12 protein-coding genes are annotated in these 11,491 nt (G+C 65.3%); 5 read left to right on the top strand and 7 right to left on the bottom strand.

Translation table 11 applies throughout. The annotated features are described in order from the left end of the window. The first annotated feature begins 16 nt into the window (after window positions 1–16). The 3 genes from C3B78_RS06560 to C3B78_RS06550 are packed head-to-tail and all read left to right on the top strand — an operon-like array spanning window position 17 to window position 2,554. Window positions 17–733: a LytR/AlgR family response regulator transcription factor gene (locus C3B78_RS06560; protein ID WP_104997357.1), complete on the top strand. Its 717-nt coding sequence runs from the start codon at window positions 17–19 to the stop codon at window positions 731–733. Further along, on the top strand, window positions 730–1,080 hold the full coding sequence (locus C3B78_RS06555; protein ID WP_104997356.1) for a hypothetical protein: 351 nt from the start codon (window positions 730–732) through the stop codon (window positions 1,078–1,080). Before C3B78_RS06560 ends, C3B78_RS06555 begins: the two co-directional genes overlap by 4 nt. A gap of 7 nt (window positions 1,081–1,087) precedes the next feature. After that, entirely contained in the window at window positions 1,088–2,554 is a 1,467-nt protein-coding gene (locus tag C3B78_RS06550) for a sodium/solute symporter (protein ID WP_104997355.1), read from the top strand. Between the two features lie 29 nt (window positions 2,555–2,583). Here the strand turns inward: C3B78_RS06550 and C3B78_RS06545 are convergent, their stop codons facing one another. The 6 genes from C3B78_RS06545 to rpsB all read right to left on the bottom strand — a co-directional run bounded on the left by C3B78_RS06545 (window position 2,584) and on the right by rpsB (window position 7,581). Next, on the bottom strand, window positions 2,584–3,168 hold the full coding sequence (locus tag C3B78_RS06545; RefSeq protein ID WP_104997354.1) for a DivIVA domain-containing protein: 585 nt from the start codon (window positions 3,166–3,168) through the stop codon (window positions 2,584–2,586). A gap of 89 nt (window positions 3,169–3,257) precedes the next feature. Then, on the bottom strand, window positions 3,258–4,181 hold the full coding sequence (locus C3B78_RS06540) for a phosphatidate cytidylyltransferase (RefSeq protein ID WP_104997353.1): 924 nt from the start codon (window positions 4,179–4,181) through the stop codon (window positions 3,258–3,260). Continuing rightward, window positions 4,181–4,738, bottom strand: coding sequence for a ribosome recycling factor (gene frr, locus C3B78_RS06535; RefSeq protein WP_066274709.1), 558 nt, complete (start codon window positions 4,736–4,738; stop codon window positions 4,181–4,183). Before frr ends, C3B78_RS06540 begins: the two co-directional genes overlap by 1 nt. A gap of 129 nt (window positions 4,739–4,867) precedes the next feature. After that, entirely contained in the window at window positions 4,868–5,605 is a 738-nt protein-coding gene (gene pyrH, locus C3B78_RS06530) for a UMP kinase (RefSeq protein WP_104997352.1), read from the bottom strand. Window positions 5,606–5,745: 140 nt separating this feature from the next. Next, window positions 5,746–6,582: a translation elongation factor Ts gene (gene tsf / locus C3B78_RS06525; protein ID WP_104997351.1), complete on the bottom strand. Its 837-nt coding sequence runs from the start codon at window positions 6,580–6,582 to the stop codon at window positions 5,746–5,748. 129 nt (window positions 6,583–6,711) lie between these two features. Further along, window positions 6,712–7,581: a 30S ribosomal protein S2 gene (gene rpsB, locus C3B78_RS06520; RefSeq protein ID WP_104997350.1), complete on the bottom strand. Its 870-nt coding sequence runs from the start codon at window positions 7,579–7,581 to the stop codon at window positions 6,712–6,714. Window positions 7,582–8,049: 468 nt separating this feature from the next. On the opposite strand from rpsB, the gene C3B78_RS06515 reads away from it, so the two are divergent. After that, window positions 8,050–8,628 (top strand): M23 family metallopeptidase, encoded by a 579-nt coding sequence (locus C3B78_RS06515; protein ID WP_104997349.1) that lies wholly within the window; start codon window positions 8,050–8,052, stop codon window positions 8,626–8,628. A gap of 36 nt (window positions 8,629–8,664) precedes the next feature. Here the strand turns inward: C3B78_RS06515 and C3B78_RS06510 are convergent, their stop codons facing one another. Further along, on the bottom strand, window positions 8,665–9,855 hold the full coding sequence (locus C3B78_RS06510; protein WP_104997348.1) for an acyl-CoA dehydrogenase family protein: 1,191 nt from the start codon (window positions 9,853–9,855) through the stop codon (window positions 8,665–8,667). Window positions 9,856–10,568: 713 nt separating this feature from the next. Between C3B78_RS06510 and C3B78_RS06500 the strand changes: the two genes are divergently transcribed. Further along, window positions 10,569–11,411: a class I SAM-dependent methyltransferase gene (locus C3B78_RS06500; RefSeq protein ID WP_104997347.1), complete on the top strand. Its 843-nt coding sequence runs from the start codon at window positions 10,569–10,571 to the stop codon at window positions 11,409–11,411. Window positions 11,412–11,491: the final 80 nt, after the last annotated feature.

The following is an 11,491-nucleotide window of genomic DNA, read 5'->3' as shown; positions in this document are numbered from 1 at the left end:
AAGCTACCCTAGGAGCATGATTAACGTCCTCGTCGTTGATGATGAGCTGCCCGCCGTTGAGGAACTGGCGTTCCTGCTGGGAAGGGACGAACGCGTGGGAACGATCCTCCGGGCAACCTCCGGCAGCGAAGCCCTCCATGCCCTCTCCTCCGTCACTGTCGACGCCGTCTTCCTGGACATCCACATGCCCGCGATGTCCGGCCTGGACATTGCCCGGGCCATCGCAGGGAGCAGCCGGCCGCCCGCCGTCGTGTTCGTGACGGCGGACGAGGACCACGCGCTGGACGCTTTCGAACTCGCCGCGGTGGATTACCTGCTCAAGCCGGTGCGGGCCGAGCGCCTGGCCCGCTGCGTGGGGCGCATCAGCGAACTGCGCGACGGCGGCGCCGCGCCGGAGATGATTACGGTGGACCAGGGCGGGACCACCAAAATGATCAGGCGCGACGACGTCACCTACGTCCAGGCGCAGGGCGACTATGCGCGCCTCCACACCGCCGAGGCCAGCTACCTGATCAGGGTTCCGCTGGCTGACCTCGAGCAGCAGTGGGCGGACGCCGGATTCATCCGGACGCACCGCTCCTACCTGGTGGCCCTGAAGCACGTGACCTCGATGAAGCTCGCGGCCGACGGTCCCAGCGTCACGGTGGCGGGCGCGGGCCTGCCCATCAGCAGGCGCCACCTTCCCACGGTACGGGAGAAACTCGAGGCCACCCGGATCAGGCCCAATACATGACCAGGGTGCGGGTAACGGCACCGCAGACTGCGCTGCGGCCGGCAAAGGAGACGCGGGAAGCCGCCCAGGACTCCGAAGTCGGACAGGTTTTTGTCAGGTCCCTGATCCGCTCCCAGCTGCGGCTGGGCCTGGTGGTCGCCGGAGGCTTCCTGGTGATCCTTGGTGCCTTCCCCCTGCTGCTCACCACCGTCCCCGGGCTGGCCGAAACCCCTGTGGCCGGCATTCCGTTCGCCTGGCTCCTGCTGGGGGCCGGCATCTACCCGGTGATCGGGCTCAGCGCCTGGCTGTACATCCGGACGGCGGCGCGCAACGAGGCACGGTACCGGGACCTGGCCGAGGACCAGTGAGGGAACCGTGAACCCCGGCATCGCACTGGCTGCCCTGGTGGGTGTCTCCCTGGCCACCGCCGTGATCGGCTTCTACGGCCTGCGCATATCGCGGACCACGGGTGATTTCTACGTCGCTTCCCGCACGGTCCGGCCATGGTGGAACGCGTCCGCGATCGGCGGCGAATACCTGTCCGCTGCCAGCTTCCTGGGTGTCGCCGGGCTCATCCTGCTGTCCGGAACGGATGCGCTGTGGTTTCCGGTCGGGTACACGGCAGGGTACCTGATGCTGCTGCTCTTCGTGGCAGCGCCGCTGCGGCGGTCCGGCGCCTACACCATCCCCGACTTCACCGAGGCCAGGCTTGACTCCCGGCCGGTGCGGCAAGTCACCAGCCTGGTGGTGGTGCTGGTGGGCTGGCTGTACATCGTGCCCCAGCTCCACGGCGCTGCCCTCACCATCCGCATCACCACCGGGCTGCCGTCCTGGGTGGGGTCCGTCGCGGTGGTGATCGTGGTATGCCTCACCGTGGTGGCAGGCGGCATGCGCTCCATTACGTTCGTCCAGGCGTTCCAGTACTGGCTGAAGCTCACCGCACTGGCCGTTCCCATCCTGTTCATCATCTTCGTTCTCGCCGGCAGCGGGGCCCCTGCCCTCGCTGCGCCTGCGGTTAATCCCACGGGGGCGCCCCCTGCGGGGCTCTACGAGAACGTATCGTTGCTGGTTGCCCTGCTTTTTGGAACCCTGGGCCTGCCGCACGTGCTGGTGCGCTTCTACACCAACCCCGACGGCCAGTCCGCCCGCCGCACCACGCTGATCGTCCTGGGCCTGCTGTCCGTGTTCTACCTGTTTCCCACCGCCTACGGGCTCGTGGGGCGGATGTTCGCTCCGGGGCTGGCGCGCGCCGGCCAGGCGGACGCCATGGTGCTGCTGCTGCCCGGGCAACTCGTGGGCGGTACGGCGGGCGACCTGCTGTCCGCGCTAGTGGTGGCGGGGGCCTTCGCGGCCTTCCTTTCCACCACCTCGGGGCTGGTGGTTTCCCTGGCCGGCGTCATCAGCCAGGACGTCCTGGGCGCAGGCGTGGGCAGCTTCCGGCTGGCAGCCGTCATTTCCGCCGTTGTCCCCTTGGGCTTTGCGTTCATGACCGACTCCTTCGCCCTGGCAGGGAGCGTCGGGCTGGTCTTCGCCTTTACCGCCTCCACGGTGTGCCCGGTGCTGCTGCTGGGGATCTGGTGGCGGGGGCTTACCGACGCCGGCGCCATCGCCGGCATGCTGACCGGCGGAGTCCTGTGCGGTGGGGCAATGATCGTCGGGGCCGTCGCCGGGGCAGCCAACACCCCCGGTTGGCTTGCCCAGCCGGCGGCATGGACGGTACCCACGGCCTTTGCGGTAATGGTCATCGTGTCCCGCGCAACGGCGCAGCGGATCCCGGGAACCATGGCCAGGGTGATGACCCGGCTCCACACCCCGGAGCGCCCGCTCGCCACCGAGCGCTGAGCTCCCCTGCCGTCCGGAAGCCGGGCGGCTCAGTCGATGGCAGCCATCAGCTCAACCACGCGGTCCAGGAACGCATCCACCTGCGATTCCTCGTACCCGTCCCTGCCCACGGCCGGGCGGAACACTGCCCGGCGCACACTGTCCACGCTGAGGGGCTTGTCATGCTCAAGGTAGGCAATCAGCTCGCGGCACAGCCGGTCGACGTCGGCCGTGTTGTAGCTGCGCGCCTTCTTCTTGGCGGGGCGGCGGAAGCGGTCGCCGTCCGGGCGGTGCAGCCGCCCGCGGAGGATGCCCGAAAGGTTGCCGATCTCGCGCAGCCAGGCCTCCTCCCCGCGGGCTGCGATCAGCTCGTCCCGCTCCCGGCGGGCGAAGGCGTCCTCGAGCCGGTCCAGCGCGGCATCCACCACCGCGGCAGAATACCCGCCTTTGACGGGATCGAAGGAGACAGCCCGGACGTCTGAACTGTTGACGGGCCGGGCCGCTGATTCCGGGGTCTCCAATGACACCCGGGCACGCTGCAGGAACTGGTCCACCTGTTTGGCGTTGTAGCCGTACTCACCGCGCTTCACGCGCTCAAAGGACGCAGGGATCTGCCGATGAATGTCCAATGCCACTTTTGCTTCCTTCAGTGCTCTTCAGCCGTAGTACTTCTGCACCAGCTTATTTGTGCCGGGGGTGATCTGGCGTTCCGGCGGGGTTTGTGTCAGGCACCGGCCACCAGCCCGTAGAGGACGAACGCTGCCGGCGAAGCAAAGACTATCGAGTCCAGCCTGTCCATGACTCCCCCGTGTCCGGGCAGGATGCTGCTCATGTCCTTGATGCCCAGTTCGCGCTTGACCATGGATTCAGCGAGGTCACCGGCGGTGGAAGCGGCGACCAGGCCAACCGCCAGGACGATGCCCACCCACCAGGGTTTGTCGAGTACAAACAGGCAGGCAAGGATACCGATGAGCATGGCCCCGCCGATGGACCCGGCGAATCCTTCCCAGGACTTCTTGGGGCTGATTTTTGGCGCCATGGGGTGCTTGCCCAGCGATGCCCCCACCAGGTAGCCGAAGGTGTCGTTGGAAACCACCAGCAGGAGCATCACCGCTACCTGCCAGGCGCCCTGGGGGATGGTTCCGCCCGGCCACAGTCCCAGCGGGGTTGCACCGCCCGCGGCGTGCAGCGGCAGTACGGCGAAGCTGATGAAGAACGGCACCCAGCCCAGGGTGAAGACGCCCGCGAAGATGCTGTTGGCCGAGCCGGCGGCACTTTCGATGGACCGCCAGAGCAGCACGGCCACCGAGCTCAGCAGCATGGCAAACAGGAGGCTTTCGATGCCCCCAAGGTAGGCGGCGAAGGGCATGGCCACCGTGCCGGTCATCACCGGCACGATGGGCATCCTGGTCCCGTTGGCTTCCAGGGCGCGGTAGATTTCCCAGACGCCGAATATGGCGAAGGTGGTGGTTACCGCAACGAAGCCGAGCGGGAGCAGCAGCAGGCCGCCCAGAACGGCAAACAACATGGCCAGACCCACCACGACGGCGGCCGGAAGGTTACGTCCGGCCTTTGGCGTCGGGTTGCTCCTGGGCTGCTTCCCCCGTGTGCGCGCCCTTGCTGCCGGGGCCTGATCTGCCTGCCCCATCAGACTTCGAGCAGCTCTGCTTCCTTGCGCTTGAGCAGCTCATCGATGCCGTCCACGTGGGCTTTGGTAAGGCTGTCCAGCTCCTTCTCGGCGCGGGTGCCCTCGTCCTCCCCGGCCTCGCCGTCCTTGACCAGCCTGTCAAGGGTTTCCTTGGCCTTGCGGCGGATGTTGCGGATGGACACCTTGGCGTCCTCGCCCTTGGTCTTGACGATCTTGACGTATTCCTTGCGGCGTTCCTTGGTCAGCTCCGGGATGGTGATCCGGATGACGTTGCCGTCGTTGGACGGGTTGGCGCCCACCTCGGAATCGCTGAGGGCACGCTCAATGTCGCGCAGGGCCGTCTTGTCGAAGGGGGTGATGAGGATGGTGCGGGCGTCCGGGATAGCGAACGAGGCAAGCTGCTGCAGTGGAGTGGGCGACCCGTAGTACTCCACCAGGACCTTGTTGTACAGGCCCGGGTTGGCGCGGCCGGTGCGGACGGAAGCGAAGTCTTCCTTGGCTACCTCTACTGCCTTGTCCATCTTTTCTTCGGCTTCGAGCAAGGTTTCTTCGATCACGGTCTCTCCTGAAGGTCCTGGTGCAGTCCGGGTGGCCGGGTCCCTGCACACAACGTGGTTCTCTGTTGCTGGTCCGTCCGTGTCCTTAACGGCACCGACGGAACTGTCCTGAAAACATCCTAGCCGCAGCTAGGCGGTCACCAGCGTGCCCAGCTTTTCGCCGAGGATGGCGCGGGTGACGTTGCCTTCGCCTTCCATGCCGAAGACCACCATGGAAAGGTTGTTGTCCTTGCACATGGTCATGGCCGTCTGGTCCATGACCCGGATGTCCCGGCGGAGCGCGTCGTCGTAGCTGAGGGTTTCCAGCCGCTCGGCTGTGGGGTCCTTCTTGGGGTCGGCGGTGTAGACGGCGTCCACACCGCTCTTGGCCATCAGGACGACATCGGCGTGGACCTCGAGGGCCCGCTGCGCCGCAACGGTGTCGGTGGAAAAGTACGGCAGCCCGGCGCCGGCGCCGAAAATGACCACGCGGTCCTTTTCCATGTGGCGGATGGCGCGGCGGGGAATGTACGCCTCGGCGACCTGGCCCATGGTGATGGCACTCTGGACTCGGGTTTCGACGCCGGCCTGTTCCAGGAAGTCCTGGAGGGCAAGGCAGTTCATCACGGTGCCGAGCATGCCCATGTAGTCGGCGCGGGAGCGGTCCATTCCGCTCTGGGAAAGTTCGGCGCCGCGGAAGAAGTTGCCGCCGCCCACGACGATGGCCACCTCCACCTGGGGTACGGCTGCGGCGATCTGCTTGGCGACGTCGCGGACGGTCTCCGGGTCAACGCCCAGCTTCCCGCCGCCGAAGACCTCGCCGGAGAGCTTCAGGAGGACCCGGCGTCGACTTTTCTCTGGCTGGACTACAGTGTTGACGGCTTCCATGATGCCTTCCCGTTGGTGAACTCTAAAAAGGTTATCCTGCTGCGCGGCCAAAAGGTCCCATACGGGCCTGTCCCGTACGGGGCCTCCCCGCGCATGCAAAAGGGGCGGCCACCGAAGTGGCCACCCCCTTGCAGTTTCGGCTAGGAGCCGACGCGGAAACGCGTGAACGCGGTTCCCTTGACACCGGCCTCAGCGAGGACCTGTGCCACGGACTTCTTGGCGTCCTTGGCGAATGCCTGGTCAACCAGGACCTCACCCTTGTAGAAGCCGGTAACGCGGCCTTCCACAATCTTGGTGAGGGCGGCTTCGGGCTTGCCCTCGGCCTTGGCGGTTTCTTCGGCAATGCGGCGCTCGGACTCAACCAGGTCGGACGGAACGTCCTCGCGGGTCAGGTAGTTCGGGGCCATGGCCGCAATGTGGACTGCGACATCGTGGGCTGCGGTGGCAGCAGCTTCGCCTTCACCGTCAACAGCGAACAGCACGCCAACCTGGGCCGGCAGGTCCTTGGAGGTCTTGTGCAGGTAAGCGTCAACCGTTGCACCCTCGATGCGGGAGATGCGGCGGACAACAACCTTTTCGCCCAGGACTGCGCCTTCTTCGACGACGACCTCGGAGAGGGGCTTGCCGTCAACATCGGTGGCGAGAAGGGTCTCGAGGTCGGCAGCGCCGGACTCGACGGCAACGGCCAGGACCTTGTCGGCCAGCTGGATGAACTTGTCAGCCTTGGCAACGAAGTCGGTCTCGCAGTTGACCTCGATCATGACGCCGACGCCGTTGCTGACCTTTGCGGCCACCAGGCCTTCAGCGGTGGAGCGGCCTTCGCGCTTGGTGGCGCCCTTGAGGCCCTTGATGCGGATGATCTCGATGGCCTTCTCGGCGTCGCCGTTGGCCTCGTCAAGAGCCTTCTTGACGTCCATCATGCCGGCGCCGGTGCGCTCGCGCAGGGCCTTGATGTCCGCGGCAGTGTAGTTCGCCATGTGAACCCCTCTGTCTAGAAATTTGTTGTGGTGTACGGACCGACAGGACGGCAGCCCGTGGCGGGCCGCCATCCTGTCAGCAGCTCCGGCTGCCGCAGGACGGCGCCGGAAAATCCGGATTTACTTGTGTTACTTGGCTTCTTCGGAAGGAGCAGCAGCTTCCTCCGCCGGAGCGGCAGCTTCAGCGGCGGCGGGTGCCGCAGCTTCTTCTGCCGGAGCTGCAGCTTCAGCCTTGCTGCCTTCGAGGAGCTCGCGCTCCCACTCGGCCAGCGGCTCTTCCGGAGCTTCAGTAGCGCCCGTGCCACGGCTGTTGCGCGCGATGAGGCCTTCGGCAACGGCGTCTGCAACAACGCGGGTGAGGAGGTTGACGGAGCGGATGGCGTCGTCGTTGCCCGGGATCGGGAAGTCGACCTCGTCCGGATCGCAGTTGGTGTCCAGGATGGCAACAACGGGGATGTTCAACTTCTTGGCCTCGTCAACGGCGAGGTGTTCCTTCTTGGTGTCCACGATCCAGAGCACGGACGGTGCCTTGGTCAGGTTGCGGATACCGCCGAGGTTGGACTCCAGCTTGGTGAGTTCGCGCTTGAGGAGCAGCAGCTCCTTCTTGGTGTAAGCGGAACCGGCGACGTCGTCGAAGTCGATCTCTTCGAGTTCCTTCATGCGCTGGATGCGCTTGGCGACCGTCTGGAAGTTGGTCAGCATGCCGCCGAGCCAACGCTGGTTGACGTAGGGCTGGCCAACGCGGGTTGCCTGCTCGGCAATCGCTTCCTGGGCCTGCTTCTTGGTGCCGACGAAGAGGACGGTGCCGCCGTGGGCAACGGTGGCCTTCACGAATTCGTAGGCGCGGTCGATGTAGGACAGCGACTGCTGAAGGTCGATGATGTAGATGCCGTTGCGCTCGGTGAAGATGAAGCGCTTCATCTTCGGGTTCCAACGGCGGGTCTGGTGTCCAAAGTGGACGCCGCTGTCAAGCAGCTGGCGCATGGTTACGACGGGCATTCCGACGCTCCTTATTTTCCGGCAGGTCATTCATGAGAAAACCCGGAGGCTTCTTACCCTGCCAATAGTTGACGGTTGATTAGCGTGGCCCGGACGGGCCGTGCTCCTGGCATCCATCAGGCTTCCCATCAGGACCGGAGTCCCGACCGCAAGAGGCCTGATCCTCCGCCAGCTCGGCCGGGGCGTCGCTAAGGAGGGCTGGATGCGCGTAGTCAGCTGCCGCTCCCCCACACTCCTGAATGAGATGTGCCGACGCCGCCCGGACAGGAACATATACCTTTGGAAGAACCACTGGATAGCCGCTGGACGGGAGGCATTGAGGGCGCAGCAAACTGCTCCATCAAGTGTACTACAGGCACCCTCGGCCAGAGGACACTGACGAGGACAGGAACGACGCCGGCGCGCACCTTATCCACATAGCCGCACCTGCCGCTCGCGGCACGATCAAGGCGGGCGCACGCTGGTGGCATGAGACCACCATTGCTGCTCGCGGCGTTCCTCCTGATGCCCGCTTCACTGGCCCCCGCCGGGGAGCCCCTCACCGCGGCGCCCGCCTACGGTGGACCCTTGGGAGCCGTGGAGGGGGCGGCTCCGGACGCCACCGCCGGCGTGGCAGACGCGGCCGCACCCTCCTGGCAATGGCCCCTCAGCCCCCGTCCCCGTGTGTTGCGGGATTTTGATCCGCCCCCGAAGCCCTGGCTCAGCGGCCACCGGGGCGTGGACCTCGGAGCAGCCTTCGACGGCGCACACGTCACCTCGCCGGCTGCGGGCACCGTCAGCTTCGCGGGGGTGGTGGTGGACCGCCCGGTAATCACCATCGACCACGGCAACGGGCTGCGGAGCAGCTTTGAGCCGGTTGCAAGCACCCTCGCAGCAGGCAGCGTGGTAGCGGCCGGGCAGCCTGTCGGCACGGCACGTCCGGGGCATTGCCCTGCAGCGCCCTGCGTGCACTGGGGTGTGCGGCGCGGCGATGACTACGTCAATCCGCTGCAGTTCGTCATGGATCTCCGGCCGTCCATCCTCCTGCCGCTCGAAGCGCCGCCCTAGTACCTGGCCCGAGTATGCCGCGGCAGGCCGGGAAGGCTAGACAATCGCGGAGATGCCGGTGATCGCGCGGCCGGTGACCAGTGTGTTGATCTCGTGCGTGCCTTCATAGGAGTAGATGGCTTCAGCGTCGGCGAAGATCTTGGCCATCTCGAAGTCCGTCACAATGCCGTTGCCGCCCAGGATGCTCCGGCCGATCGCCACGCTTTCGCGCATCCTCGCTGTTGTGAATGCCTTCGCGAGGGCGGACTGTTCGTCGCGCGCCTGTCCTGCGTCCTCCAGCTGGGAGAGCCGCACCATCATGCCCATGGAACTGACGGCGTTGCCGAGGATCTGCACCAGCTGGCTTTGCACCAGCTGGAAGGATGCGAGCGGCCGGCCAAACTGGTGGCGTTCCACGGCATAGCGCCGGGCCACGTCGAAGGCGGCCAGCTGCTGGCCCACGGCCTGCCACGCGACGCCCAGCCGGGTGACCTTCAGGACCTTGTTGACGTCGCGGAAGCTGTTGGCGTGTGCCAGCTTGCAGAAGTCCGGGACCAGCACGTTGTCCAGGGCGATGTCGGCGTTCTGGACAGTCCGCAGTGCGATCTTGTTCTCGATCTTGGCAGCACTGAAGCCCTCCAGGGTGGTGTCTACCAGGAAGCCCTTGACCTGGTTGTCGTCCACATCCCTGGCGTAGATGACCACCCAGTCGGAGAACGTTGCGTTGCCGATCCAGCGCTTTGCTCCGTTGAGGATCCAGCCGCCGCCCTCCCGCCGTGCGGTGGTGCGGGTGCCGCCGGCAACGTCGCTGCCGCCCAGGGGTTCGGTCAGCCCGAAGGCGCCGATCTTGTTCAGGGCGTAAATGTCAGGAAGCCAGGCGTCCTTTTGTTCCTGTGATGCCAGCGCCTCAATGGAGCCGGTAAACAGGCCGTCGTGGACGCCCATGAAGGTGGAGATTGAGGCGTCGGCCCGGGTCACCTCTGCGTGGACCAGGCCGGCGAGGAGGTTGGAATAGCCCTGACGGCGCACCGGACTGACCAGGTCGATGTTGGCCAGCTTGGGGATGAGGTCCATCGGGAATTCACCGCGGTTCCAGAAGTCCACGGCGATGGGTTTGACCTCCCGCGCCAGGAACTCCCTGACCTCTGCCAGCCGGTCCTGTTCCTTTCCGGTGAGCAGCTGCTCAAAGGCGAAGAAGTCGCCGTCAGCGTAGGGAAGGTCGTTGAGGCCTGCAGCGGCTGTGGACATGGTTACCTCACAAGTGATCAGCAGTGACCGGTGCTCCGTGGAAGAAGCACGGTAAGTTACTGATGAGTAACATACCGCATATCGTGGCCTTAAGGAAGAGAACCGCGGCCGACGATGATCGTCGGCCGCGGTTTTCCGCAGATGTAGGGCTACTCGGACTTGAACCGAGGACCTTAGGATTAGCAATTCCTGCCTTTCGTCCGTTCCGGTGGATTCCATCACCCCGCGGATCCCAAGCAGTAGCGCCCCTCGAGCGATTCCAGCTGATCATGGCCTTCCGATCCTGCTCGTTGTTTCCGGTGGGTTAGCGGTGGGCGAAAGCCACCGAATGTGTCTACCCGCAGCCCATTCGATGGAGGGCCGTCGGCAAGGATCTCGGTAGGCGGCGTCAGACGGCCGGGGAGCCTGGCACCCAGGTCGCCCGTGACCTCGGCAGGTCCAGGGCGACCCTGTACCGGCGGTCCGAGAGTTGCCGCAAGCGACGACCATCTGAGTTCGCCTTCTGCGGTGGATGGGTGGCGGTCTACAGGCATCTGTTGCGTCCCTCCGGGCCCGCCTACAAGCAAGACAGCTCAGGCTGTCATCTATCGGTGCATCAGTCGCCAGCGCGCCAACGTCGCGACACCCTCCAACGACGTTGAGCAGCGGTTTTGTCGGAGGTGCCGTGCATCCTGATCTTACGAGACCGGACGCACGTAACTAGGAGAAGACAGATGACTGAGGGCCGGATTACCCAGCAGGACCTGAATTGGTGGCTGGAGTTTGCAATCTCCCGGGAGTGGACGTTCGCTAGGACCTATGCCGAGACGGCACCCCACCATTACATCGTCGAGGGGCGCACCTCAGACGTGACCCACGAGGACATGGTTCGCGCCGCGCGCGTGATCCACACCTTCGGGCAGCCGGGCAAGTACTACTCGCTGACCAAGATCTATCTCCTCAGCCCCGACGGGAAGTACCGCTGGTGGACCGAGGACAACCACTTCACCGACACCACACTGGTCAACCGCGCAACCACTCGGCTGTTCTACGGAATCCAGAACGCGCCCTCCACGGTCAGCGACATCGAGCCGCCGTACGATGCGGTCGCCACTATCTGGGATGTCGAGCACCCCATCGGTTCCGGGGAGTCGAACCGTGTCAAGCGGCTCCTCGATGGTGTTCGGGGAAAGTACCCGCCCCACGTTCTCGACATCGGCTGCGGCACCGGTCGAGTGCTCGATCTTGGGCTCGCCAGTGCGGACCGCTACGCGGGCGTTGACTCTAGTCAGGCGATGCTCAACGTCCTGATCCGCAAGCATCCGAAGGCCGCAGCGATCTACCCGGTCGATGTCCGCGATGCACTCACCGCTAACGCTTTCTCTCCGGGCCAGTTCGACTGGGTCTTCCTCGACACTGCGGTCGAGATGACGGCCGAGCAGCACGTCCAGATAGAGCACATCGCCCGACTCGCGATGATCATGGTCGACGGGCATGAGTGGACTCTTCGTGATGTCGGAGAGGACTCTGCGAAGCGTATCCGCGCGGAGTCCGACTCGATGAGGGCCGCGCCATGAACCGGGACATCGGAGCCCTCATCGCTCTAGACCCTAGGGATCACGGGTTGAGGTGGCAGCCATTATCCTGCCATCGGCAA

It is taken from the genome of Arthrobacter sp. PGP41 (genome assembly GCF_002953935.1).
Lineage (GTDB): Bacteria > Actinomycetota > Actinomycetes > Actinomycetales > Micrococcaceae > Arthrobacter.
Note: the sequence above shows the minus strand (reverse complement) of the source record. Positions and strands in the feature narration are given on the sequence as shown.